The organism is Bradyrhizobium sp. 191, assembly GCF_023100985.1.
Lineage (GTDB): Bacteria > Pseudomonadota > Alphaproteobacteria > Rhizobiales > Xanthobacteraceae > Bradyrhizobium > Bradyrhizobium diversitatis.
Map to the genome: position 1 here is coordinate 6593533 of NZ_CP064692.1, position 23894 is coordinate 6617426.

Consider the following 23894-nt stretch of genomic DNA (forward strand, 5'->3'; position numbering starts at 1 on the left):
CAGCCTGATCATGGCTATGAGAGGTGCGCCAGCGGCAAGGGTGCACCCGCCTTCAGCGTCTGGATCGCGATGCTGCTGCGGACTTCCCGCACGATGGGCAGGTTGAGCAGCTTGTCGACCAGAAAGCGCTGGTAGTCCTCCAACTCGGGCACGACGATTTCAAGGAGGTAGTCGGCTTCGCCGGCGACGAGGTGACAGGCCACGACCTCGGGCATGGCGACCACCGTCCTCTCGAAGCTCAATGCCTGATCGTTGGCATGGCCGTTGATCTTGACGCCGAGGAAGGCCGAGAAGCCGAGCCCGAGCCGGCCGCGCCGCAAGGACGCGCGGTAGCCGTCGATATAGCCGTCCCGCTCCAGCCGCTTCACCCGCCGCAGGCAGGGTGACGGCGACAATCCGACCTTCTCCGCCAGCTCGATGTTGCTCAATCGTGCATTGCTCTGGAGTTCGGTGACGATGCGCCGGTCGATCGCATCCAGCTCGCATTTTGGCATGAAGTGCATCCTGTTGGATCGAGAAAGGCACAATGTTGCGCCCGAGCCGTCGAGACTAGCCCAGTTCGCTAGGACATGCCTCGGCTTTCCGTGGGATGACTGCTCCGATGTTGCCGCTGATGGAGTGAACCATGACCGAAAGCCCGGATATCGCCCCTCTGCTGGAGGCCGTCGAACGCTACTTCACGCTGATGTACGACAACGACGTCGCGCAGTTTGACCGCGTCTTTGCGCCGACCGCGCAGCTCCACGGATTTCGCGATGACGAATTGCGGATATTGCCGGTCCGGGACTACAGGACGATGCTGGCCTCGGCCCCGTCGCCCAAGTCCAAGAATGCACCGCGCCTTCAGGAGATATTGCTGATCGAGCTGGCGTCGGCGCAGCAGGCCATGGTCAAGGTTCGCGTTCGGATCGATCTGCTCCAGTACATCGACTATCTGGCGTATCACCGCATCCACAATGTTTGGCTGATCACGGCGAAGTCGTTCCATATCGAGCGACGGCACGAGCCGGTGGCCACCTAACGCCGCTTCGATCCTATTGCGTTCCCGCCGCCTGCAGATACGCAAACACCTTGCCCGCTTCCTCTGCCGAGACGCCGCCATAGGGCTGCATCTTGTGGCCGGACACGACCTCGTCCGGCTTGACCATGAAGCGGGTGAGCTTGTCCTGGTCCCAGGCGAAGCCGGCTTCCTTCATCGACGAGGAGTAGTTGTAGTTCGGCAGCGAGCCGGCCTTGCGTCCGACGATCTTGTTGAGGTTGGGACCGAGCCGATTGTCGCCCTCCTTCATGGAGTGGCAGGTGCGGCAGGAGTTGTTGAAGGCTTGCTGGCCTTTATCGTCACTCGCGGGTTGCTGCGCGAGTGAGAAGGGTGCGGACAACAGCAGCGTCAGTGCCCCGGCGCCGATCGCGTGCACCCACGCTTCTGACGAAGGTTGCAGGCGTGGTTGCATTTGCGCCTCCATCGGGGATCGCGCCGCAACAGGCGCGTCGGGATGTCGAGGGCAAACAAAGACGGCCCCGGGGGGTTCCGGGGCCGCTTGCGTCACAATGTCCGGTCGTTCAGCGCGTTGCCGTGCCGAGCTCGGCCCTGCGCTCGGTCATCGGCAGCACGATCACCTTGGTGCCGACGTTCACGCGGGAATAGAGGTGGGTGACGTCCTCGTTGGTCATGCGGATGCAGCCCGAGGAGACACGCTTGCCGATGGTTTCGGGCGCGTTGGTGCCGTGGATCCGGTAGATGGTGCCGCCGAGATACATCGCACGGGCGCCGAGCGGATTGCCGGGGCCGCCGGCCATGTGGCGCGGCAGATAGGGCTGGCGGGCGATCATTTCCGGCGGCGGAGTCCAGGCCGGCCACTCCGCCTTGCGGCTCACCGACTGGATGCCGGACCAGGTGAAGCCGTCGCGGCCGACGCCGATGCCGTAGCGCAACGCCTGGCCGTTGCCGAGCACATAATAGAGATAGGTGTTGGGCGTGTCGATGATGATCGTGCCCGGCGCTTCGCGCGTTGCATAAGACACGGTCTGGCGGCGGAAGCGGGCCGGCAGCTCGACTGCGTCCTGATCCTCGGACGGCTCTGTCTGGTAGGTCGGCGGCTGATAGGGCTGATACGGCTGATAGGGCTGCAGCGGCTGCGGCGCGGTCATCGGCGGCAGCGGCTGGAAGAACGGGAAGATCTGCACCGGCGCGGCCTTGGCTGCGCTAGCGAACGCGATTGCGGAGATCGCGGCTGCACTGAACGCAGCGGCGCGCGAAAACGTCTTGAACATATCCAGATTGAACATTGGTCGCCCCTGTTTGCTCGGTGTTTCTGCTCACCGCGGCACCATTTCGGTGCTCCGTTGCCTCAAGTCCTAACGGCGAAACGTTTCGGGACATTTGCGCGGAAAACCGAAAACGGTTTCGTCGCGGAAAGGATTGTTTCATGACGGTTTCGTGGCCCCGACGGCCCGTTAACGAACAAAACAGCACGCCGACACTTCTGTGACGTCACACGCCTGAAATATCCTTCGTTGATGGTCGATGCCTGAGAATCATCAAACTCTCGGGATATTCCCATGCGGGTATTAATCGCGACGGACGCCTGGCATCCGCAGGTCAACGGTGTGGTCCGCACCCTGACCTCGCTGGCGAATGCGGCCAAGGCCCTCGAGGTCGAGATCGACTTCCTCACCCCCGACGGCTTTCCGTCCTGGCCGCTGCCGACCTATCCGGGCCTGCGCTTTGCGCTGCCGGGCGGCAAGGAGATCGCACGGCGGATCGAGAAGGCCGCGCCGGATGCGCTGCATATCGCGACCGAGGGCCCGATCGGCTGGGCGGCACGGGCCTATTGCCGCCGCAACCGGCTTGCCTTCACCACTTCCTACACGACGCGCTTTCCGGAATATGTCGCGGTGCGGACCGGCATCCCGGCCGCAATCGGCTATGCCGTGCTGCGCCACTTCCACGATGCCGCCGCCATGACGATGGTGGCGACGCCCTCGCTGCGGCAGGAGCTGTCCGAGCGCGGCTTCAAGCGGCTCGGTTTCTGGACGCGCGGCGTCGACACCGAACTGTTCCATCCCGATAGTCCGGCCGAGCTCGACCTGCCGCGCCCGATCTTCATGACGATGGGCCGCGTGGCGGTGGAGAAGAATCTCGAAGCATTCCTCTCGCTCGACCTGCCCGGCACCAAGGTCGTCGTCGGCGACGGGCCGCAGAAGGCGGCGCTCGAAAAGAAGTACCCGGACGCCGTCTTCCTCGGCGAGAAGAAGGGCGCGGATCTGACCGCGCATCTCGCCGCTGCCGACGTCTTCGTGTTTCCGAGCCTGACCGACACCTTTGGCGTGGTGCAGCTCGAGGCGCTCGCCTGCGGCACGCCGGTCGCGGCGTTTCCGGTCACGGGACCGAAGGACGTCATTGCCGATCACCCGATCGGCGCGATCGACCACGATCTGCGCACCGCCTGCCTGCGCGCGCTCACCATGTCGCGCGAGACCTGCCGCAATTTCGCGCTGGAGCGCTCCTGGGAGAACAGCGCGCGCCAGTTCGTCGGCAATCTCACCTCACTGCAGCCCAGCCGCGTCCTGCGCGCCTCGCCTCGCATGGCGCGGCGGCCGGTGCGCGGTTGACCGTCCATTCGAACCACAGCGAGAACCCCATCGATGGCTAAGATCATGAACCTTGACGGCACCCAGCAGCTCGACCTCACGCGCGGCACGGTCGAGCAGGCCTATGACCGCTGGGCGCCGGTCTACGATCTCGTGTTCGGCGGCGTGTTCGCCAAGGGCCGGCAGGCGGCGATCGCGGCCACCAACAAGATCGGCGGCCGCGTGCTCGAGGTCGGCGTCGGCACCGGCATCTCGCTGCCGCTCTATGCCCCCAACGTTCGCATCTTCGGGACCGACATTTCGGAAGCGATGCTCGACAAGGCGCGCCGCCGCGTGAAGGAGCAGAAGCTGAAGAACGTCGAGGGCCTCGCGGTGATGGACGCCGAGAAGCTCGAATTCCCTGACAATTCCTTCGACGTCGTGATGGCCCAATATGTCGTCACCGCCGTGCCGAACCCGGAGAAGGCGCTCGACGAATTCGCCCGCGTGCTGCGCCCCGGCGGCGAGCTGATCATCCTCACCCGCGTCAGCGCCGACACCGGCATGCGCCGCTTCATCGAGCAGAAGCTGCAGCCGGTGGTGCGCCCGCTCGGCTTCCGCACGGCCGAATTCGCCTGGTCGCGCTATGCCAAGTGGCTCTCCGGTGCGAACGGTATTGAGCTCGCCGAGCGCCGCCTGATCCCGCCGCTCGGTCATTTCTCGCTGGTGCGCTTCCGCAAGGTCGACGTCGCCAAGGCGGCTTGAGTTCCTCGGCCTTCATCCTTCGAGACGCGCGCAAGAGCGCGCTCCTCAGGATGAAAAAAGAGAGTAACCCGTGCGTCATCGCGCCGCTGCGCATCGTCACATGACAAAATGATGATGTCACACGGCCTACATCGAATCCCTGTAATCCCGCACCCGAAAGCATTTTGGGGGAGAGCATGATCAAGAACTATCTCGAGCAGCTGCGGATCCAGCGCTGGGACGACCATCGCTACTATCACCACAGCCGCATCAACCAGAGCCTGCACTTCGTCAGCGCGCTGAGCTTCCTGTTCGCCTATGTCTGGCTGTTCATCGACCCCGTGGTCTCGGCGCTGGTCGGCTGGCTGGTGTCGATGACCTCGCGCCAGGCCGGACATTTCTTCTTCGAGCCGCATACTTACGATCACGTCAACCAGGCGACGCACGAATACAAGGAAGAGATCAAGGTCGGTTACAACCTTCAGCGCAAGGTGGTGCTGATGGCGATCTGGGCGCTGTCGCCGCTGGTGCTGGTCGTCGATCCCACCCTGTTCGGCATCTTCACGCCCTGGCAGAGCGCGACCGACTTCATGCGGCAGGTGGCGAAGATCTGGCTCGTGGTCGGCGGCGGCGGCCTGTTGTTCCGCACCGTGCACCTGTTCTTCATCCGCGACGTCGAGACCGGCCTCGTCTGGATGACCAAAATCCTGACCGATCCGTTCCACGACCTGATGCTCTATCACAAGGCGCCGCTGGCGCTGATGCGCGGCGAGCTGATGGATCCCGGCCTGCACCTCAATCCCGAGCATACGCTGGGCTTCATCGACGAGCCCGTGCTCGAAGAGCAACACGCCTGAGCGCGCTGCTCGCACGACGCACTCCGATGTCTGATGGTTACGTCATGCCCGGGCTCGTCCCGGGCATCCACGTGTTGGGTGCTGCGAACGCGGTGCTTCCTTCACCTCTCCCCGCGTGCGGGGAGAGGTCGAATTTGCGCGGAGCGCAAATTCGGGTGAGGGGGGCTCTCCGCGGGGGGGCTGCCAGATGGTCGTGCGTCAACGCTCACCGCACGCGCGGAGAGTCCCCCTCACCCCGACCCTCTCCCCGCAAGCGGGGCGAGGGAGAAGGGCGAGCGGTGATCGGGGCCAAGTGTCAGAAAGCCTCAGCGCCCGAGGCGCTTGGCCAGCATCTCTTTCAGGATCTGCCGCTTGATCTGCTTGTTGGTGAGCACGCCGTCGTGCCACCAGAAGCCGTCGGCCTTCATCTTTTCGGCGGCGCGGACGAAGCGTTCGGCGACCTCGGTGAAGTCGGCGTCGGTGTAGTTGAGGCTGAAGATCAGCCGGCCGGTGCCGACCCAGCTCAGCGCCAGGCCCTCGGCGCGCAGGTAGTATTGCAGCATCCAGTTGTAGCGGGACGGCGTGGTGTATTTCACCGTCCAGATCGAGGAGAAGTTGGCGAATCGCACTGGCAGGTCGGCGCTCTCCATCATCCGGTTGAGCTTCTGGATGCGGCCGTTCCAGGTCTCCTCGAGGCCGTCATAGACCGCGCGGAAGTTCGGGCTGGCGAGCCGGCTCAGGAACTCGTCCATCGCCGTCATGACGTAGGGATGCGAATTGAAGGTGCCGCGGGCAAAGCAGATGTCGGCGGGACGATCGTCGCGGAAGCGGCGCATCAATTCCTTCTTGCCGCAGACCACGCCGACCGGCAGCCCGCCGGCGAGGCTCTTGCCGTAGGTCACCATGTCGGCGCGCACACCGAAATATTCCTGGGCGCCGCCGGCGGCGAGACGGAAGCCGACGAAGACCTCGTCGAAGATCAAGACGATGCCGCGTTCGGTGCAGACCTCGCGCAGCTTCTTCAGCCACTCCGTGTAAGCGGCCCGATCGAAATTGCCGCCGCGGGAGGAATCGACCAGCGAGGAATCGCCGGGCGCGTTGGCGTTCGGATGCAGGCCCTGCAGCGGATTGACCAGCACGCAGGCGATGTCCTTGCGCGTCTTCAGCACGTGCAGCGTCTTCTCGGACATCTCGGCGAGGGTGTAGGTCTCGTGCGCGGGGATGGGATTGCCGACGCCGGGCTGCACGTCGCCCCACCAGCCGTGATAGGCGCCGGCGAAACGGACGAGATGGGTACGCTTGGTGTGGTAGCGCGCCAGCCGCACCGCCTGCATCACGGCTTCGGTGCCGGACATGTGGAACGAGACTTCGTCGAGGCCGGAAATCTGGCAGAGCCGCTGCACGTTCTCCAGGATGACGGGGTGGTAGGGGCCGAGCACCGGTCCGAGCGCATGCGCCCGCTTCTCGGCGCCCGCGATGCATTCCTTGTAGAAGTCGTTGCCGAAGATGTTGACGCCGTACGAGCCGGTGAGATCGTAAGAGGTGTTGCCGTCGACGTCGGTGACTGTGACGCCGCGCGAGGACTCCATGAAGGTCGACGTGCCCAGGTGCTCGCGGACGAGATGCGAGAACTGGAACGGCACGCGGTAGCTCTCGGTGAAGTTCAGGTCGGAGATCTTCTCCGCCGCCTCCTTCGTCATCGCGCGGCCCTTCGGGTAGCGCTCGGCGTAGAGGCGGGCGAGGCGGAAGAAGCCGTCCTTGCGTTGCGCGGCGATGTTCGCGGGCGCACCGTCGCAGGAGAAATAGTCGTTCTCTCCGTACTCATAGAACGGCAGCAGCCGCGCTACCCGGCGCGACATCTTGGAGTGCCCGGCGAGCGACCGGTGCTTGGCGCGGGAGAGTTCGATGCGCGCCTTGAGCTTCGGGAAGGCGGCGACAGCGGACGCTGCGGCGGCCACGGACATCGAGAGAATCGGGAGTGTCGTTTCCATGACAACAAGCGCTAACCCTGCGAGCTGACAGATTCATGACAGTCAAAGCCCTCATCGCCTCTTTCACCCAGCAGGAAGACCTCAACTTCCTGTTGACCAACCGCATCCCCCGCGCGGCCCTGACCCGCTTCATGGGCTGGTTCTCCAAGGTCGAGAATCCGCTCGTCCGCGACTTCTCGATCGCGCTGTGGAAGCTGTTCTCGGACCTCGATCTGTCGGAGGCGCGCAAGACGCATTTCAAGAGCCTGCACGACTGCTTCACCCGGGAGCTGAAGCCGGGCCTGCGGCCGTTTGATCCGGATCCGGCGGTGGTGGCGAGTCCCTCTGATGGAATCGTCGGCGCCCACGGCAAGATCGCCGACACCGAGCTGTTCCAGGTCAAGGGTGCGCCCTATTCGCTGCTCGACCTGCTCGGCGATTCCGCGCTGGTCGACCAGCACCGCAACGGCTCCTTCGTCACGCTGCGGCTGACGTCGAGCATGTATCACCGCTTCCACGCGCCCTATGACGCCCATATCGAACGCGTCACGCTGATCCATGGCGACGTCTGGAACGTCAACCCGATCGCGCTCAAGCGCGTCGAGCGTCTGTTCTGCAAGAACGAGCGCGCGGTGATCCGCGCCCACCTCTCCACCGGCGAGGCGGTGACACTGGTGCCCGTTGCGGCGATCCTGGTCGCGAGCATCCGGTTGCACTTCCTCGACATGGTGCTGAACGCGCAGACGAAGGGGCCGGTCAATTTCCCCTGTGACGTCAACGTGGCCAAGGGCGAGGAGCTCGGCTGGTTCGAGCACGGCTCGACCATCATCATCCTGGCGCCCGGCGATTTCAACTTTTGCGACGGCATCGCCGAGGGTTCGCGCATTCGCGCGGGTCAAGCGCTCTTGAGGAGAAAGTAGCCTTCAATCTGCCGTCCCCGCTGGCTATATCGTCTGTCGGGGACGACGATTTCGGATGTGAGCGATGGCGCGGGCGCCGGTCATGGCCGCGGGTGGTATTGTGCTGCGGCGTGGCTCGGCGCCGCTGATCGCGGTGGTGCGCCAGCGCAAGCGCAACGAATGGGTCCTCCCCAAGGGCAAGCTCGACGACGGCGAGACGCCGAAGGAAGCTGCGCATCGCGAGGTGCTGGAGGAGACCGGCCACGAGGTTGCCGTGCACGAATTTCTGGGTACCCTCGTTTATCAGTCCGGCGGGCGCTCCAAGGTCGTGCATTTCTGGCGGATGGAAGCTGACGGCGGACCGGTCCGCAAGCTGATGAACGACATCAAGGCGGTCGACTGGCTGACGCTGGACGATGCGATTGCCCGCCTGTCGCGCGAATATGAGCGCGCGTTCCTCAACCAGGTCGGTCCGATCGCGCTTGCGGCGGCAGGGCTGGCAGCGTCGCTCCCGCCGCCCGAGCCGACGCAAGCGGCCGATGACATCGATGCCGCCTTGCAGACGCTGACTCCGGCCGAGGCGGCCTCTGTCGATGAGCTGCGCCACGGTTTGCTGCAGAAGGTGAAGGCGTGGCTGCGCGGCGAGGCGTGAGACCTGTTCACGCCGCTCTGCCACGCTCGCAATGACGGAGGGGCGGCGCCGTCACCGCCGCTCTTTCCTTTCCTTCGGAGAAGGCGCCGGTCTTCGTGGCGGTGTGAGGCGCTGCTGGAATCCACCGGGGCGCTGCGTGTCTGGCTGTTGAGCCGCGGCCGGCTGGCCCGGCTGCGGCGGCACGATTCCGCCGGGCTGAGGTTGCATCTGTCCACCGCGCTGCGGCCGGGTTTGCGGCGCGGCGCCCGGCTGCGTTGCTTCTCCGCGGCGCGGCGCGCCTGTCGGGCGACCTGCGCCTTGCTGCTGTCCCTGGCCTGCGCGCCGGCCACCCGGCTGCACAGCGCCGCCTTGCCCCTGCCGCTGCGGCGGCTGCGCGCCTTGCCGGTCAGGCGTACCCGGCTGCTGCCGACCCGGACGGATGTTCTGGCCGGGCTGGCCGTTCGGTCGCTGTTGTCCCGGCGGCGTATTCGGCCGCAATTGCTGCTGCTGCGGTTGGACCGGTCGCGGAATGCGGCTGAGCGCGCCCGGATGGGCGCGGCGGAAGTTGCGCTGCTCGGTGACGATCTGCCGGCCCGTGGTTTGTGCCAGATGCACCTGGCTGACGAAGCCGCGGTCGCGCGCGATCTGCTGCGCGGGAATCGTGATCGGTACCGCGGCAAAGCGCATGACGCCGCCGGCGCCGCCCGCACCCGGCCGGATCGCAAAGCCGCTGGACGGCTGTGTCAGCGCGCCGAGCCGCGTGCCGCTGCTGCGGTCGTCGACATCGATGTGGCCGACCCGGCCGTCGGCGTCGGGATAGAGCTTGATGTTGACGTTGCTGGCCCTGCTCGCTGCCGCGTCTTCCGGCACCTCGACGACGCCGGTGGTGCCGCGGATGCCGAGCGTTGCCGTCGGCGTGGTGATCTTCATGTCGCCGGTCTTCGCCACCGCCGCCGCCACGAAGGCAACCGTGCCCTTGCCGACGTCGAAGATCGCAGAATTCTGCCTGCTGCCGTCCTCGTAGACGTAATTGTCGATCGTGATTCTGGCGCTGGCCGAGAGATTGAACGTGGTGGCGTCGTTGAAGGTGATGCCGAGCGAGGAGTTCGACGAGGTCTGCACCACGTCGTTGAGATAGATGTCATCGCGCACGCGCAGCGGATAGGAGTTCTTGTCGCGGATCACGGTCGCGATTCCCGTCACCGTCGCGACGTTGCCGATCGGCTCGACGGCGGCGGGCTGTGCGTCTGCAGCTTGTGTCGGTGAGGCCAACGGCGTCGGGGAGGGGCCGGGTAGCGGCTGTGCTTGCGGCTGCGCCTGGGCGAACTCGATGGCCTCGAATGCACGAGCCGCGTTGCTGCCAGCCAGCGGCAAGGCCAGCAGCACAAGCGCGAACGCGAAGCGGCGCCAAGCCACCAATGGAGTCACGGGGAAGTTCCGGTGAGAACACGAGGCGAGAGCTGCGGATATGAGCCGGGCTTGGCTGAATGGCGGATGAACATGTTTCGCAGGGGAAGGAGTGTTTGAAAGCCACGTTCGCCCAGAATGTGGCGTCGCCTTCTTGCTCGTCATTCCGGGGCGCGACGAAGTCGCGAACCCGGAATCTCGAAATTGGAATGGGTGTCTGCGGCGCGAGATCCTCAGGTGCGCAATTGCGCACCATAGTTCGATGCTTCGCATCGCCCCGGGATGACCGTGGTAATATCAGCTCACACGCTTCCAGGTCTGGCCGCCGCAGAACATGCCGCCGAAGGCGCAGCCCTGAACGCGCATTGCGTTCGGACCCTTCATGGCGATCGTGGAATCGTAGTTGCGGCCGGAGTCGGGATCGTGGATGCGGCCACTCCACTTCGAGCCGTCGGGCCTCATGTTGATCAGGATGCGCGCATTGGTCTTCTCGGCGTAACCGCAGAGATTGGCGCCGCACTGCTCGACGCGGACATTGCCCTTGTTGCCTTCGGTTGCCCACAGGCCGATCGGCGAGTTCGGCGCCGCCACGGGCGCGGCGGCAACAGGAGCCGGGGCCGGCGCGGGAGCCGCAACGACGGGAGCGGGCGGGGCAACCGGAGCGGGCGCAGGCTGCGTGGCGTCGACGCCGACGGACGGAGCGGCGGCGACGGTTGCTGCCGGGGCGGCGGGCGTGGTCACGGCCGGCGCCGTGGGCGCAGCCGCCTGGACCGGAGCCGGCGCAGGCTGCGCCGTCGCGGGGGCGGGAGCCGGCGCGGTGTCGGCGTCATCGTCCTTGAAACCGCCAAGGCCCTTGAGGTTGATGTCGTTCAGCTTGATCGGCTTGTCCGACAGGCCCGGCGCGACGATGGTCACGCAATCGAGCGAGGCGCAGTTGCGCGGCGTCTCGATGCGAATGCGCTGGCCTTCGATCTGGAACGAGATCGAATTGCCGGCATGTGCGGCGGCAGTCGAAGCGAGGAAGAGAGCGGTGGCGGCGATGGAGAGCTTGTTCATGACAACCTCCGAAAATGGCGTGGTCGCGATATGACAAGTGTCGCTGGTGGATGAAGCGTGGTTCGACCCTACGCCGGGGTGGGCAGGCGTTCTGTGATGAACGTCACGACCGGCGAGCGCGTCTGGGTGAGGCAGCGCACGTTCAGGTCCCGCTCTTCTGCATAGAGTCGTCGCGACGCTGGGCCGGACGCCGATGCCGCGGCTTGCGCCTTCGCACATGCATCGCACGATGGCAGTCGGAGTTCCCAGGAACGGCGGCCAAAGCTCGCCTATGCCACCTTCCACAGGGCGAGAAGGGAACGGCAACGTGGCAGCGTTCGATGTGGCGGCCTGAAGCCTCTAGATCACGCCGAGCACGATAGCGCCGACGAAGGCCATGGCGAGGTAGGCGGCGACAACGCTCAGTCTGCAGGCGAACGTCATGAGGTCGCTCTCTCCAAGCGCGCCGCTTTGCGCGCGGGCATCATGGTTAACAGAGAGTCTCCTTCCGAAAAAGTCAGGCTTGCTGTCGATCGGGCCGTGCATCCGGGCGCGCGCCGGCCGGCATGGTTAAGGAAGGCTGAAATCAACGTGTTGAAGAGTCTTTAAGTAAATTCACCGAACGTGCGTGCATGACGCGCGGAGTTCGTTTGTATCTCGTCGGCTCCATCGTCCTTGTTTCGCTAGCGGGTTGCGGACGCGGCTTCTTCCAGGCCGAACGCGAACCGTGGCGGGCCGAGGCAGAAGCCGCATGCCTGAAATCGGGCGCGGTGAAGGAGAGTGCGGACATCGTCCGCATCGACCCGATTTCCGGCCCCGGCCAGTGCGGCGCCGAGTTTCCACTCAAGGTCGCAGCGATCGGCGAAGCCTCCAGCACCTATGGCTTTGCCGACGAGCCATTGCGTCCGCCGGGGAGCATCGGCAACCAGCCGCGCTGGCCCGTGACACAGCCGCAATCGAACTATCCGCAGGGCCAGAACTACCCGGCCTCCTCCTATCCGCCGCGGTCGAACTATCCCGAGAGCGCGACGCGCCAGCCGTCCGGCTATGGGGCCGCGACCGGGCCGATGTCGCTGAACGCGCCCGGCGTGGCGCCGCAGGAGGACGAGATCGATCTGCCGCCCGAAGGCACCGATGCCGCCGGGGCTGCGCGCTACATGAATGCGCCGAGCTATCCGGCACGGCCGGCGCCTTACTCGCAGGCGCCCGCGCAGCAGCCACTGCCGCGCCTTGGTCCGGCGCAGGGCAATCCCGTCACCGCGGTCGGTCCCGTCGCGATCAAGCCGACGGCGACGCTCGCCTGTCCGATCGTGTCCGAGCTCGACCGCTGGCTCGCCGACACCGTGCAGCCCTCGGCGATGCGCTGGTTCGGCGTCCGCGTCGCCGAGATCAAGCAGATCTCCGCCTATTCCTGCCGCGGCATGAACGGCAACTCGCGGGCTCACATCTCCGAGCACGCTTTCGGCAATGCGCTCGACATCTCCGCCTTCGTGCTGGCCGACGGCCGCCGCGTCACGGTGAAGGACGGCTGGCGCGGCATGCCGGAGGAACAGGGTTTCCTGCGCGACGTGCAGTCGGGAGCGTGCGCGCATTTCACCACCGTGCTCGCGCCGGGCTCGAACGTCTTTCACTACGATCACATTCACGTCGACCTGATGCGCCGCGCCAGCCGCCGCCTGATCTGCCAGCCTGCCGCCGTGTCCGGCGAGGAGGTCGCCGCGCGCGCGCAGTCGCGCAGACCCTATGCGAGTGCGCGCGAGCCATCGGTGACCGGTTCACTCGGTGCGCGCAGGAGCGCGATGCACAAGCGCGAAGAAGACGAGTACATCGACGAGTAGTGGCGCGATCGTCCCCGTATCCTGCTTCGCTCCATACATGCTACGATCTACGAGGCCGGCTTGACGGTGCCGGGGCCAGCCCCATGCACCGCTGCACCTCACCCGGGACGTTGTAGGTGCGCATGATGTGGCGGCTGTCGCGCAAGCCGGACGCCTCACGTTGGACGACGAACATCCAAAGCGCGTGGCCGGCTTCCATCACCAGCTTGCGCCTGACCGATTGCATCGCGGCCGGAACCTCCGAGGGGGCGTGGGCGGCGTCGAATTCGCGCAAACGCGCAAGACTCTGTTCGAGCGCGCGGCCCATCCGTCCAAGCGCCGAGGCCTGTTCCTGAACGATCTCGTAGTGGAGGATGTCGACCGGCGGGCGAAGATCACGAGACATGGCCGCAATATAGTGCCGCCCAGCCCGTCTGCGCAACGCGCTGCTACTTCGCCTTGTACGCCGCCAGGAACATCCGCGTTGCGCTGTCGACCACCTCGGTCATGCGCTGTTCCGAGGGCGCGGGCGCGGCCTGGAAGACGAAAGGCAGGAACAGCGAGGCCTTGCACAGCTCCATGAACTGCGAGGCGGCTAGATCGCAATCGTCGATATCGAGATCGCCCGCGGCGACGCGGGCCTTGAGATAATCGGAAAGGCGGTTGATGGACTTGTCGAGCACGCGCCCATAGTAACGGCGGCCGACATCGGGCATGCGTTCGGCGATCGCCATCACGGTGCGGATCGCCGATCCGCCACCGGGCCGGCACACCAGGTGAAGGTAGGCGAGGCCAAACTCCTTCAGCGTGGTCTTGGCATCACGGGTGGGATCGAAATTGAACACGACCTGGCCGTGCTGGAGCGCTTCCTGCTCGAGGATGGCTTCGAACAGCGCGCATTTGTCGGCGAAGTAGACGTAGAGCGTGCCCTTCGAGACCTGAGCGGCGCGCGCGATCTCGCCCATGCTGGCGCCATCGAAACCGAGGTCCATGAACACTTTGCGGGCGCCGTCGAGGATCTGGCGGCGCTTGGAGCTGTCCTCTTCATGGACAACCTGCGGATGTTCGTTGGCAGCTACAACCATTGGTTTAGTGTCTCGGAAGGTTTTTGGACCGGATCAGTTCCATGAAACCCGAATAAAGCCTTCAAGGTCGTATGGTCTGTCCTGCGAAGATTGTCTATATTGACCGAACGGTTCGGTCAATGGTACTTGGAGTCAGCGAGAGGGAACCGGCTGCGCGGCGGCCGCCCTCGATCGCACATATTTGGGGGAGGCCTTTATGGCCGTATCGAGAGACCAGACTGCTCGCGTCCTTCGCCAGGACGCGGTGGAGCTGCAGTCGGGCGATGATGCTGCGTCCGAGACAGCCGCACCCCATGCCGAGCAGTTGCGCGCTCATGTGGCCGACGAAGCGAAACATCCGGCCCCGGAGGCGCCAAAGCCCGTGACCGACAAGCCGGCCGCACCCGCGCCAGGCGCGCCCGCCGCCGGTGCGCCCAAATCGGGCAAGCGCAAATTCGTCCTGATGGGCGTCGGCCTCGTCCTCGCGCTCGCGGCCGCGAGCTACGCCGGCTATTACACGCTGGTCGGCCGCTTCTATGTTTCCACCGACGACGCCTATGTCCGCGCCAACAACACCATGCTCGGCGCGCGCGTTGCCGGCCACATTGCCGCGATCCTCGCCGGCGACAACACGCCGGTGCGTGCCGGCGACATCGTCTTCCGCATTGACGACGGCGACTACAAGATCGCGGTCGAAGCCGCGGCGACCAAGATCGCGACCCAGCAGGCCACCATCGATCGCATCGGCCGCCAGGTCGCCGCGCTCGACAGCCAGGTCGCGCAGGCCAAGGCGCAGCTCGTCTCCGCGGAGGCGGGCCTCAAGCGCGCCGACCTCGATTATGAGCGCCAGCAGGCGCTGAGCAGCAAGGGCTTTGCCTCGCGCGCCACCTTCGAGAGCTCGGAAGCCGGCCGCGATCAGGGCGCCGCCGCGGTCAAGGCCGCGCAGGCCGCCTACGACGTTGCCGTCAGCAATGTCGATGTCGCCAGGGCCCAGCAGGCCGAAGCCCAGGCCCAGCTCGCCGAGCTCAAGACCACGCTGGCCAAGGCCGAGCGCGACCTCGCCTTCACCGCGGTGCGCGCGCCGGTCAACGGCACGTTCTCCAACCGCCTGGTCAATACCGGCGACTTCGTCGCGGTCGGCCAGCGCCTCGGCAACATCGTGCCGCTCGACGACGTCTATATCGACGCCAACTTCAAGGAAACACAGCTCAAGCGCATCCGGCCCGGCCAGCCGGTGACGATCAAGGTCGACGCCTACGGCATGCGCAAGTTCTCCGGCGTCGTCGACAGCATCGCGGCGGGTGCGGGCTCGGTGTTCACGCTGCTGCCGCCGGACAACGCCACCGGCAATTTCACCAAGATCGTGCAGCGCGTGCCGGTCCGCATCCGCGTGCCGAAATCGGTGGCGAAGCAGAACCTGCTCCGTGCCGGCATGTCGGTCTACGCCACCGTCGACACCAACAAGGGCGCCGCCGACGCCGAAAGCGAGGTCGATCTCGACGATCCCGCGGTCCATCCGCAGTAAGCGCGGTGACATGAGCCTCGACGCACTCTTACCCCGAGCGCAGGTGCGCTCCCGCCCCCGCCTGCGGGGGAGGGTTGGGGAGAGGTTGTCTCCGCCAGGGAGATTCCCCAAGAGGATAGAGCCCTCACCCGCCGCGCTCTTTGAGCGCGGCGACCTCTCCCGCAAGCGGGAGAGGTGTACCCAACTCGCAGCCTGCTCCAGTCAGAGCTGACACCATGGCAAATGCCACCACCGCTTCACCGGCCATGACGGCGGATCCCGCTTCGGAGCGCATTGCGCCGAAGCGGCTGTTCGCGTTCATCATCATGGTGTTCGGGATGTTCATGTCGATCCTGGACATCCAGATCGTCTCGGCTTCCCTCAGCGAGATCCAGGCCGGACTGTCGGCGAGCTCCAGCGAGGTCTCCTGGGTTCAGACCGCCTATCTCATCGCCGAAGTGATCGCGATTCCGCTGTCGGGTTTCCTATCGCGCGCCTTCGGCACGCGGCTCCTGTTCGCGATCTCGGCGGCCGGCTTTACCGCTTCGAGCCTGCTCTGCGGCTTCGCCACCACCATCGAGGAGATGATCGTCTGGCGCGCGCTTCAGGGCTTTCTCGGCGCCGGCATGATTCCGACGGTGTTCGCCTCGGCCTACACCGTTTTTCCGCGGACGAAATTCCACATCGTCGGGCCCATCATCGGGCTGGTCGCGACCCTCGCACCCACGATCGGGCCGACGGTCGGCGGCTACATCACCGACCTGATGTCGTGGAACTGGCTGTTCTTCATCAACGTCGTGCCCGGCATCGGCATCACCATCGGCGTCCTGGCGCTGGTCGATTTCGACGAGCCGCAGTTCGAATTGCTCGACCGCTTCGACTGGTGGGGCCTGCTGTTCATGGCCAGCTTCCTCGGGACGCTGGAATATGTGCTGGAGGAAGGCCCGCAATATGAATGGATGCAGGATACGTCGGTCGCGATCTGCGCCTGGATCTGCGCGATTTCGGCGATCGCCTTCTTCTGGCGCGTGTTCACGGTGGACGAGCCGATCGTCAATCTGCGCACCTTCTCCGATCGCAATTTCGCCGTCGGCTGCACGCTGCAGTTCTGCATCGGCATCGGCCTTTACGGCCTGACCTATATCTATCCGCTTTATCTCGCCCAGGTGCGGGGCTACAGCGCGCTGATGATCGGCGAGACCATGTTCGTGTCCGGCATCACCATGTTCCTGGTCGCGCCGCTGGTCGGCCGGCTGATGGCCACGCTCGACATGCGCTACATGATCGCGTTCGGCCTCATCGTGTTCGCGATCGGCTCCTACCAGATGACCTGGATCACCCGCGAATACGATTTCTACGAGCTGCTGGTGCCGCAGATCCTGCGCGGCGTCGGCATGATGTTCGCGATGGTGCCGACCAACAACGTCGCGCTCGGCACGCTGCCACCCGACCGGGTGAAGAACGCGAGCGGCCTGTTCAACCTGATGCGCAACCTCGGCGGCGCGGTGGGTCTTGCCGTCATCAACACCGTGCTCAACGACCGCACCGACCTGCACATCGCCCGCCTCCAGGAGCGCGTGACCTGGGGCAACGCGACCGCGATCGAAACCCTGAGCATGTTCATGCAGAAATTCCAGGGGTTAGGGGATTCCACGCTGATGGCGATGAAGCAGCTCTCCCAGCTCGTGCATCGCCAGGCCGTGGTGATGAGTTTCGGCGACACCTTCCTCATGCTGACGCTGTTCTATCTCGGCCTCAGCCTGCTGGTCGCGCTGCTGAGCAAGCCGGCCTCGCCGTTCGGCGCCGGCGGCGACGCGCACTAATTTGCAACACTCGTGCGTGATCTCGCGCGAGCCCCGTTGCAATCCACGCGCGGCACATCTATAAAGCGCACCTCATTCATTCGAACCGGGAGGGATTTGCATGATTTCGTCGCATTCGCAGATCGTACGCCCGCGCTCGATGATGACCTCGATCACGTTCTGGCTCGGTATGTACGCGGCCTGTTAGAGGCCTCTTCCGCCAGCTTCGATTGGGCCAAGGTTTCGACCCAGCGTCCCGATCGCTCCGCTTCCCAAGTCAAAATCAGTTTTGAGTGACGCCGTTCCGGCCTTTCGCGGCCGGCTTGCGTCCATCGATGGAGCCGGCCCGCGTGTGCGGCCGGATGATGTCATGACCGCTCTGTCCAAGAAGCCCGCCGCAATTCGCGTGGTGCTGCCCTTCGTGTTCCGGCACTGGCTGAAGCAGCCGGGGCGCGGCCTCATCGTGGCCGGCGGGCTGCTGGGCGCGACCGTTGCCGACCTGTTCATGCCGGTATTCTCGGGACATCTGGTCGATGCGTTGACCCGCGGTCCGTCCGATCCCGATGCGCGCCACGCGGCGCTGGTTGCGTTCGGCGCCATCGTGGCGCTGGGCGCGGCCTCGATGGTGCTGCGTCTCGTCGGTCTCCAGGCGATCGTGCCGTTCACGCTGAAAATCATGTCCGACGTCGCGCAGGACGCGTTCACGCGCGTACAGCGTTTCTCGACCGACTGGCACGCGAACTCATTTGCCGGGTCCACCGTCCGCAAGATCACCCGCGGCATGTGGGCGCTCGACCTGCTCAACGACACCATCCTGATGGCTCTGGCGCCGTCGCTGCTGGTGCTGGTCGGCTCGATGATCCTGATCGGCGCGCACTGGACCTCGCTTGGCCTCGTGATCGCGGTCGGGGCGATCTTCTACGTCACGATCACGGTGGTGTTCTCGACCCGCTACATCGCGCCGGCCGCGCGCGTCTCAAATGCCTGGGACACCAAGGTCGGCGGCACGCTGGCGGACGCGCTGACCTGCAATGCCGTGGTGAAATCGTTCGGCGCGGAAGCGCGCGAGGACACGCGGCTTGCCCGTGTCATCAACCGCTGGCGCGTGCGCGTGCGGCGGACCTGGTATCGCTATAATTACACGGCGATGTCGCAGCTTTCCTTGCTGCTGTGCCTGCGCGCGTCCGTGATCGGCGGATCGGTGCTGCTGTGGATGTCAGGTCACGCATCGCCCGGCGACGTCACCTATGTGCTGACGAGCTACTACGTCATTCACGCGTACTTGCGCGACGTCGGCATGCACATCAACAACCTCCAGCGCTCGGTCAACGACATGGATGAGCTGGTGGCGATCCATGACGAGCCGATCGGCATTGCGGATGCTTCCGACGCACGACCCATCGCGATCGAGGGCGGCGAGATCGTGTTCGACGACGTCACGTTCCACTATGGCGGCCATCGCGCGCCGCTGTACGACGGCTTGTCGGTCAAGATCCGCGCCGGCGAACGCGTCGGTCTGGTCGGACGCTCCGGCTCGGGCAAGACCACCTTCGTCAAGCTGGTGCAGCGGCTCTACGACGTCACCGGCGGCCGCGTGCTGATCGACGGGCAGGACATCGCGCACGCCACGCAGCAATCGCTGCGCAGCCAGATCGCGATCGTGCAGCAGGAGCCGATCCTGTTCCACCGCACGCTTGCGGAGAACATCGCCTATGGCCGGCCGGGCGCCAGCCTCGAGGCGATCGAGCAGGCGGCGCGGCTTGCCAACGCGCATGATTTCATCCTGCGCCTGCCGAAGGGCTACGGCACGCTGGTCGGCGAGCGCGGCGTGAAACTGTCGGGCGGCGAGCGGCAGCGTGTGGCGCTGGCGCGCGCCTTCCTGACGGACGCGCCGGTGCTGATTCTGGACGAGGCGACGTCGAGCCTCGATTCGGAATCGGAAGCGCTGATCCAGCAGGCGATGGAACGCCTGATGAAGGGTCGTACCTCGATCGTGATCGCGCATCGCCTGTCGACGGTGAGGAGCCTCGATCGCATCCTGGTGTTCGACCGCGGCGAGATCGTAGAGCAGGGCACGCATGCGATGCTCGCAGCCAAGCAAGACGGCGTCTATCGCGGCCTGTTCGAGCGCCAGGTGGTGGAGCTCGGACAGATCGCAGCGGAGTGAGGCGCGCGGCGGCGGGGCGAAGGTCCCGACGTCACGCCGCCATAGATGAATGACATGAAAGACCTGGCGAACGGCTCCATCGTGAGACACATCCTGGCCATGACGCCGCCGATCATGGCCGGGATGGTCTCGATCATGGTCTGCCAGCTGGTCGACCTGTACTTCGTGTCGGGCCTGGGCGATGCCGCCGTGGCAGGCGTCGCCGCGGCCGGCAATGCCGGCTTTCTCGTCAACGCGCTGATGCAGGTGCTCGGCGTCGGCACGGTGGCGCTGATCGCACACGCCGTCGGGCGCAAGGATCGACCCGATGCCAATCTGATCTTCAACCAGGCGGTTGCGCTGTCGGTGCTGTTCGGCGTGTTGACCCTGGTCGCGGGAGCGGTGCTGTCGCGCGCCTACATGCGTTCGGTCGCCGCGGACGAGGCCACGATCGAGGCGGGAACCACTTATCTGTTGTGGTTCATGCCGGCGCTCGCGCTGGAATTCGTCATGCAGGTGACGGCATCCGCCCTGCGCGCGACCGGCATCGTGCGCCCGGCCATGTTGGTGCGGGTCGTCGCGGTCGTCATCAATATCGCGCTGGCCCCGGTGCTGATCTCGGGCTGGGGCACCGGCTATGCGCTCGGCGTTGCCGGCGCGGGGCTGGCGAGTTCGATCGCGGTCGCGATCGGCGCGCTGATGCTGCTTGTCTATTTCCGCAAGGTCGAGCGCTATGTCACCTTCAATCCGGCGCAGTGGCGTCCACAGCCGCATCATCTCATGCGCATTCTCAATGTCGGCCTGCCGGCCGGCGGCGAGTTCGCGATGATGTTCATCTTCATGGCGGTGGTCTACTACGTGCTGCGCGATTTCGGCGCGGCGGCGCAGGCCGGATTCGGCATCGGGCAGCGCGTGCTCGGCCTGATCCAGATGCCGGCGCTTGCGGTGGCGCTGGCGGCCGGACCGATCGCCGGCCAGAATGTCGGCGCCGGCAATGGCGCGCGCGTACGGGAAACCTTCGTCAAGTCGGCGCTGATCACCAGCGCCGTGATGGTCGGCTTCATGATGCTGGCGCAGTTGAAGCCGGAGCTGCTGCTCGCCGGATTCTCGAACGACCGGGAGACGATGGAGATCGCCTACCTGTTCCTGCGGATCATCTCGCTCAACATGGTGGCGCAGGGTCTCATCTTCACCTGCTCGAGCATGTTTCAGGGCCTCGGCAACACCAAGCCGGTGCTGCTGAGCTCGGCGACGCGCGTCTTCACCTATTCGCTGCCGGCGATCTGGCTGTCGACGCGGCCAGGCTTCCGAATGGAGCACGTCTGGTACCTGTCGATCGCGGCGACGACGCTCCAGGCCGCGTTGAGCCTGTGGCTGTTGCGTCGCGAATTCGGTAGGCGGCTGGTATTGCCTCCTCCGGAGCAAGGTATGGAGGAGGCGGGGTCCGAGCCGGTCGTGCCTCCTGCACGCGTGCCCGCGCTTTAGGGGGCGACTCAAAAATCTTCGTCACTGTCAGCTTCGATCCGATACCGACCGCTTTCGTGCAACGGCAGCAAAGGTCGGAATGGCAAGAACCGAGCTTGGCAGTCTTTTTTTGCGCAAAGCGGGGCTCGCCGCAGCCATGGTCAAATTGCGGATTCCGCGAGGCGCTTATCTCGAGGCTTAAAGCAGCTCTCTACTGCTTGAGTTGCTTGATGAGGTCTTCGATTTTGCGATTGTGGGGCATCAGGCGCGCGAGTTGCTCAGCATAGCCCAGCGCAGATGCGGAATCGCCTTTTTCGCGGCTCAGCGCGAGTGCCGCAGAAAGGGTATCACGATCATTGGGATGCATTAGCAAGCTGTTCCTCAGAACAGCAAGGGCGTCGTCGCGGCGGCCAGAGGAATGTAACCCCACGGCGTAAACGTAAGCATAGCGCGGTTGACTTGGCTCCAGGACTGCCGCCTGGCGCAATTCGTCGAGAGCCTCATTGGCGCGCTTTTGGCGTACAAGGACGAGGCCGAGCGAATGGTGAAGCGAGGCATTTTGCCCCGATTTGGACAGAGCTTCGCGAAGAAGTTGCTCGCCATCACTTTCGCGACCGAGTTGCCGGTACAGATCGGAAAGATTGACGGCCGCGGGCGAGAACGAGGGGTCAAGCCTAAGGGCAGCCCGATATTCTGCTTCGGCCCCTGCGGCGCTGGCTTGTCGTGCATAGAAATTGCCGAGCGCTGTCCGGGCGTCCGGACGATCTGCATTCAATTTCTGCGCAGCCACAAACTCGGCCACGGCTTGCGCGAACCTATCGCGGTCGGCGGCAGGCTGTTGAAAGGGAGGCACGGAGGCGAGCACCTCGGCGGTGCGAATGCGCACGCCGCGAATCGGATCGGCCAGTTGCGCAGATGCGAGGGCCCAGAGCTGATCGGTTGGTACCCCCTCCAGCGCATCGAGCGATCCCAATCTCACCAGCGGATCGGGATCAGAGAGCCCGCGGCGGATCAGAATTAGGTCAGGCACCGGGAGCTCGGCCAGCGCGCTGGCGCGAACGATACCGGGAACGTCGCCGGAACCGGCAATGGCGGCCAGCAGCGACTGCGCGTCGGCAGCTTCGCTCCAGGCGGCGTGAAAAGCGCGAGCATAGGTCTGATGGTCGTGCCGCTCCGGACCGAACCAGGTCTCGATCTGCTGGGCCGCCCACGCCGCGGGCTTGTCCTGATGGCAATCGTTGCACGCATTCGGTGCGCCGGTGTGCATCGAGAGATCGGGGCGCGGGATGCGGAAGCCATGGTCGTGGCGGCGGTCGACAACCATGTAGCGCCGCTCCGGCATGTGGCAGGACGCGCAACTTGGTGTGGGCGAGACCTCGACGTGGTGCCGGTGTGCGGCGGATTCATAGTTCGCCGCCGCATGGCACTGCGCGCAGATGCCGTCCCCAGGGGCCTTCAATGCGGCGCTATGCGGGTCGTGGCAGTCGCTGCAGGTCACGCCCTTGGCGAACATCTTGCTCTGCCTGAACGGCGTGTAATTGTAGGTCTCCTCGTCGTCGCGCATCTGACCGTCGGCATGGAATCGTTGCCGGTCGAGCAGCGACACTCGGTGGGTTTCCGAGAGCGGACGGCCGGGCGTCCAGTCCTCCGAAAGCTGATCACGGCGCGCGTGGCAGCGTCCGCAGGTTTCGACCTCCTTGCGCAAGGCCGTTGCGGGCACGCTGCGCTTCGGCCTCAGCGTTTCGGTCTCGGTTGACCAGGTGATGCCCGTTCGCTCGTCGAACCTCACCAACAAACCGTCGTCCGGGCCGCGCCACGCCGGCTTCTGATTGGCCCAGGCGATATGGCGCGAACCTGCACCGTGACAGGCCTCGCAACCTACGCTGATCTCGGCGAACTTCGTTGCGAAGCGGTTATTGGCCGCATCGTAGTTCTTGTGCACGCCGGTCGAATGGCACTCGGAGCACATGAAATTCCAATTCTGGTTCAGCCTGGTCCAGTGCAAGGGGTCGTTACTGGTGATCGCGGCATCCGGATAGAGATGAAACCAGCGCTGTCCGCCCTGGTCTTTCGGCCTGGTGTCCCAGGCGATCGACAGAGCCTGGATGCGGCCGTCCGGAAACTCGATCAGATATTGCTGCAGCGGGTCGAGGCCAAACGTGTATTTGATGTCGAACGTCGCAGGCTTGCCGTCCGGCCCGTCTGTCTCGACAAGAAATTTCCTATCGCGACGAAAGAAGCGCGAGCGCGTGCCGGCGTATTCAAGCACCGCGTCGTTGAAATCGCCGCGAACGGATTGGTTGGTCGCATGATCCATTGCGTGTCGGTGCTGCGAGGTCTGCCAGAGCTTTGCCTGCGTCGCATGGCAGCCGCTGCACGCTTCGCTACCGACAAATGTCCGTTCGGCGATTTGCCGTGGTTTGGCTGGGACCTTCGAAACTCTGGGCCATAGTAGTGCCCCCGCGATCAGAACGAGCAGCGAACCGCCCAGCAGTACAGCGGCCTTCAGCCTGGTGGCCGAGGACCGTTGCGCGGGATGAGCAGATTCAGGCGTGTGCGCCTTCGTGCCGGCATTTTCGCGCTTGCGGTTCTTTCGCGAACCTTTTGCCACGTTCGCTCACCGGAGGCAGAACATCAAAAGCGTCGCCGTGACAGGGTCATCGAAGGACCTCCACCTTTGCGGCCATGTCGGGAAAGCGGCTGACCCGATAGGTCGCATTGCTACATTTGAGAACCCAGACCTCATGATCCGGCTTCGAGCGCTTTGTGTCCTTGCTGGCGCCGAGCGGCTTGTCACACGCAAAGCCCTGCAGGCGGATCTGGGCCGCGAGCATACCCTGAGGCGTTTCGCCGGCGGTTTGCGCAAAGGACTCGGATCCGCCGGGCAGAATGCCGAAAGACAGGCAAGCTGAGAAAATGATGAAGCTCCGAGCCTTCACGATGCCTCCACCTTCTATCAATGACAGGCAATACCAAGATCAGGCGAGAAGGTGGGGCGCGTAAAC

The 23894-nt window shown here is 65.0% G+C and carries 22 protein-coding genes; 11 read left to right on the forward strand and 11 right to left on the reverse strand.

The window, feature by feature from the left end; translation table 11 throughout:
* Positions 1–14: 14 nt before the first annotated feature.
* On the reverse strand, positions 15–494 hold the full coding sequence (locus IVB23_RS30910) for an Lrp/AsnC family transcriptional regulator (protein WP_247801110.1): 480 nt from the start codon (positions 492–494) through the stop codon (positions 15–17).
* Positions 495–625: 131 nt separating this feature from the next.
* Between IVB23_RS30910 and IVB23_RS30915 the strand changes: the two genes are divergently transcribed.
* Complete coding sequence (locus IVB23_RS30915; RefSeq protein ID WP_247801111.1) at positions 626–1021, forward strand: nuclear transport factor 2 family protein; 396 nt, start codon at positions 626–628, stop codon at positions 1019–1021.
* Positions 1022–1034: 13 nt separating this feature from the next.
* On the opposite strand, the gene IVB23_RS30920 is transcribed toward IVB23_RS30915, so the two are convergent.
* The gene (locus IVB23_RS30920; RefSeq protein WP_247801112.1) at positions 1035–1463 is read right to left on the reverse strand and encodes a c-type cytochrome; all 429 of its coding nucleotides are present in this window, start codon (positions 1461–1463) and stop codon (positions 1035–1037) included.
* A gap of 97 nt (positions 1464–1560) precedes the next feature.
* Positions 1561–2286, reverse strand: coding sequence for a L,D-transpeptidase (locus IVB23_RS30925; RefSeq protein WP_061877540.1), 726 nt, complete (start codon positions 2284–2286; stop codon positions 1561–1563).
* Between the two features lie 273 nt (positions 2287–2559).
* On the opposite strand from IVB23_RS30925, the gene IVB23_RS30930 reads away from it, so the two are divergent.
* The 3 genes from IVB23_RS30930 to IVB23_RS30940 all read left to right on the forward strand — a co-directional run bounded on the left by IVB23_RS30930 (position 2560) and on the right by IVB23_RS30940 (position 5171).
* Positions 2560–3612 (forward strand): glycosyltransferase family 1 protein, encoded by a 1053-nt coding sequence (locus IVB23_RS30930; RefSeq protein WP_061877541.1) that lies wholly within the window; start codon positions 2560–2562, stop codon positions 3610–3612.
* Positions 3613–3645: 33 nt separating this feature from the next.
* Positions 3646–4335, forward strand: coding sequence for a methyltransferase domain-containing protein (locus IVB23_RS30935; protein WP_061877542.1), 690 nt, complete (start codon positions 3646–3648; stop codon positions 4333–4335).
* Positions 4336–4511: 176 nt separating this feature from the next.
* Positions 4512–5171, forward strand: a complete 660-nt coding sequence (locus IVB23_RS30940; protein ID WP_061877543.1) for a hypothetical protein — start codon at positions 4512–4514, stop codon at positions 5169–5171.
* A 305-nt stretch (positions 5172–5476) separates the two neighbouring features.
* On the opposite strand, the gene IVB23_RS30945 is transcribed toward IVB23_RS30940, so the two are convergent.
* Positions 5477–7141 (reverse strand): aminotransferase class III-fold pyridoxal phosphate-dependent enzyme, encoded by a 1665-nt coding sequence (locus IVB23_RS30945; RefSeq protein ID WP_247801113.1) that lies wholly within the window; start codon positions 7139–7141, stop codon positions 5477–5479.
* Between the two features lie 35 nt (positions 7142–7176).
* Between IVB23_RS30945 and asd the strand changes: the two genes are divergently transcribed.
* Both asd and IVB23_RS30955 read left to right on the forward strand, forming a co-directional pair.
* Positions 7177–8040: an archaetidylserine decarboxylase gene (gene asd, locus IVB23_RS30950; protein ID WP_061877545.1), complete on the forward strand. Its 864-nt coding sequence runs from the start codon at positions 7177–7179 to the stop codon at positions 8038–8040.
* 64 nt (positions 8041–8104) lie between these two features.
* Complete coding sequence (locus IVB23_RS30955) at positions 8105–8671, forward strand: NUDIX hydrolase (RefSeq protein ID WP_061877546.1); 567 nt, start codon at positions 8105–8107, stop codon at positions 8669–8671.
* A 51-nt stretch (positions 8672–8722) separates the two neighbouring features.
* Here the strand turns inward: IVB23_RS30955 and IVB23_RS30960 are convergent, their stop codons facing one another.
* The 3 genes from IVB23_RS30960 to IVB23_RS30970 form a co-directional block, all read right to left on the reverse strand.
* Positions 8723–10069, reverse strand: a complete 1347-nt coding sequence (locus IVB23_RS30960; RefSeq protein WP_247804992.1) for a FecR domain-containing protein — start codon at positions 10067–10069, stop codon at positions 8723–8725.
* Between the two features lie 285 nt (positions 10070–10354).
* Positions 10355–11113, reverse strand: a complete 759-nt coding sequence (locus IVB23_RS30965; RefSeq protein ID WP_247801114.1) for a DUF2147 domain-containing protein — start codon at positions 11111–11113, stop codon at positions 10355–10357.
* A 339-nt stretch (positions 11114–11452) separates the two neighbouring features.
* Positions 11453–11638, reverse strand: a complete 186-nt coding sequence (locus IVB23_RS30970; protein ID WP_247801115.1) for a hypothetical protein — start codon at positions 11636–11638, stop codon at positions 11453–11455.
* An 86-nt stretch (positions 11639–11724) separates the two neighbouring features.
* Here IVB23_RS30970 and IVB23_RS30975 point away from each other — a divergent pair, with 86 nt between their 5' ends.
* Positions 11725–12930 (forward strand): extensin family protein, encoded by a 1206-nt coding sequence (locus IVB23_RS30975; protein WP_247801116.1) that lies wholly within the window; start codon positions 11725–11727, stop codon positions 12928–12930.
* Between the two features lie 40 nt (positions 12931–12970).
* Here IVB23_RS30975 and IVB23_RS30980 read toward each other — a convergent pair whose 3' ends face one another.
* Together IVB23_RS30980 and IVB23_RS30985 are read right to left on the reverse strand one after the other, a co-directional pair.
* Positions 12971–13315: a DUF6665 family protein gene (locus IVB23_RS30980; RefSeq protein ID WP_247801117.1), complete on the reverse strand. Its 345-nt coding sequence runs from the start codon at positions 13313–13315 to the stop codon at positions 12971–12973.
* 43 nt (positions 13316–13358) lie between these two features.
* Entirely contained in the window at positions 13359–13994 is a 636-nt protein-coding gene (locus tag IVB23_RS30985) for a TetR/AcrR family transcriptional regulator (RefSeq protein WP_247801118.1), read from the reverse strand.
* Between the two features lie 196 nt (positions 13995–14190).
* On the opposite strand from IVB23_RS30985, the gene IVB23_RS30990 reads away from it, so the two are divergent.
* The 4 genes from IVB23_RS30990 (at position 14191) to IVB23_RS31005 (ending at position 20910) form a co-directional block, all read left to right on the forward strand.
* Positions 14191–15498 (forward strand): HlyD family secretion protein, encoded by a 1308-nt coding sequence (locus tag IVB23_RS30990; protein WP_247801119.1) that lies wholly within the window; start codon positions 14191–14193, stop codon positions 15496–15498.
* Between the two features lie 215 nt (positions 15499–15713).
* Positions 15714–17300 (forward strand): DHA2 family efflux MFS transporter permease subunit, encoded by a 1587-nt coding sequence (locus IVB23_RS30995; protein WP_197968171.1) that lies wholly within the window; start codon positions 15714–15716, stop codon positions 17298–17300.
* A 349-nt stretch (positions 17301–17649) separates the two neighbouring features.
* Positions 17650–19446: an ABC transporter ATP-binding protein gene (locus tag IVB23_RS31000; RefSeq protein ID WP_247801120.1), complete on the forward strand. Its 1797-nt coding sequence runs from the start codon at positions 17650–17652 to the stop codon at positions 19444–19446.
* A 54-nt stretch (positions 19447–19500) separates the two neighbouring features.
* On the forward strand, positions 19501–20910 hold the full coding sequence (locus IVB23_RS31005) for an MATE family efflux transporter (protein ID WP_247801121.1): 1410 nt from the start codon (positions 19501–19503) through the stop codon (positions 20908–20910).
* Positions 20911–21100: 190 nt separating this feature from the next.
* Here IVB23_RS31005 and IVB23_RS31010 read toward each other — a convergent pair whose 3' ends face one another.
* Both IVB23_RS31010 and IVB23_RS31015 read right to left on the reverse strand, forming a co-directional pair.
* Positions 21101–23500 (reverse strand): multiheme c-type cytochrome, encoded by a 2400-nt coding sequence (locus tag IVB23_RS31010; RefSeq protein WP_247801122.1) that lies wholly within the window; start codon positions 23498–23500, stop codon positions 21101–21103.
* A gap of 46 nt (positions 23501–23546) precedes the next feature.
* Entirely contained in the window at positions 23547–23828 is a 282-nt protein-coding gene (locus IVB23_RS31015) for a hypothetical protein (RefSeq protein ID WP_247801123.1), read from the reverse strand.
* Positions 23829–23894 lie beyond the last annotated feature (66 nt).

Excerpts from the sequence above, each read along its gene's own strand:
- IVB23_RS30910 (WP_247801110.1), bottom strand. The coding sequence starts at position 494 with ATGCCAAAATGCGAGCTGGATGCGATCGACCGGCGCATCGTCACCGAA.
- IVB23_RS30915 (WP_247801111.1), top strand. The coding sequence starts at position 626 with ATGACCGAAAGCCCGGATATCGCCCCTCTGCTGGAGGCCGTCGAACGC.
- IVB23_RS30920 (WP_247801112.1), bottom strand. The coding sequence starts at position 1,463 with ATGGAGGCGCAAATGCAACCACGCCTGCAACCTTCGTCAGAAGCGTGG.
- IVB23_RS30925 (WP_061877540.1), bottom strand. The coding sequence starts at position 2,286 with ATGTTCAATCTGGATATGTTCAAGACGTTTTCGCGCGCCGCTGCGTTC.
- IVB23_RS30930 (WP_061877541.1), top strand. The coding sequence starts at position 2,560 with ATGCGGGTATTAATCGCGACGGACGCCTGGCATCCGCAGGTCAACGGT.
- IVB23_RS30935 (WP_061877542.1), top strand. The coding sequence starts at position 3,646 with ATGGCTAAGATCATGAACCTTGACGGCACCCAGCAGCTCGACCTCACG.
- IVB23_RS30940 (WP_061877543.1), top strand. The coding sequence starts at position 4,512 with ATGATCAAGAACTATCTCGAGCAGCTGCGGATCCAGCGCTGGGACGAC.
- IVB23_RS30945 (WP_247801113.1), bottom strand. The coding sequence starts at position 7,141 with ATGGAAACGACACTCCCGATTCTCTCGATGTCCGTGGCCGCCGCAGCG.
- asd (WP_061877545.1), top strand. The coding sequence starts at position 7,177 with ATGACAGTCAAAGCCCTCATCGCCTCTTTCACCCAGCAGGAAGACCTC.
- IVB23_RS30955 (WP_061877546.1), top strand. The coding sequence starts at position 8,105 with ATGGCGCGGGCGCCGGTCATGGCCGCGGGTGGTATTGTGCTGCGGCGT.
- IVB23_RS30965 (WP_247801114.1), bottom strand. The coding sequence starts at position 11,113 with ATGAACAAGCTCTCCATCGCCGCCACCGCTCTCTTCCTCGCTTCGACT.
- IVB23_RS30970 (WP_247801115.1), bottom strand. The coding sequence starts at position 11,638 with ATGCACGGCCCGATCGACAGCAAGCCTGACTTTTTCGGAAGGAGACTC.
- IVB23_RS30975 (WP_247801116.1), top strand. The coding sequence starts at position 11,725 with ATGACGCGCGGAGTTCGTTTGTATCTCGTCGGCTCCATCGTCCTTGTT.
- IVB23_RS30980 (WP_247801117.1), bottom strand. The coding sequence starts at position 13,315 with ATGTCTCGTGATCTTCGCCCGCCGGTCGACATCCTCCACTACGAGATC.
- IVB23_RS30985 (WP_247801118.1), bottom strand. The coding sequence starts at position 13,994 with ATGGTTGTAGCTGCCAACGAACATCCGCAGGTTGTCCATGAAGAGGAC.
- IVB23_RS30990 (WP_247801119.1), top strand. The coding sequence starts at position 14,191 with ATGGCCGTATCGAGAGACCAGACTGCTCGCGTCCTTCGCCAGGACGCG.
- IVB23_RS30995 (WP_197968171.1), top strand. The coding sequence starts at position 15,714 with ATGGCAAATGCCACCACCGCTTCACCGGCCATGACGGCGGATCCCGCT.
- IVB23_RS31000 (WP_247801120.1), top strand. The coding sequence starts at position 17,650 with ATGACCGCTCTGTCCAAGAAGCCCGCCGCAATTCGCGTGGTGCTGCCC.
- IVB23_RS31005 (WP_247801121.1), top strand. The coding sequence starts at position 19,501 with ATGAAAGACCTGGCGAACGGCTCCATCGTGAGACACATCCTGGCCATG.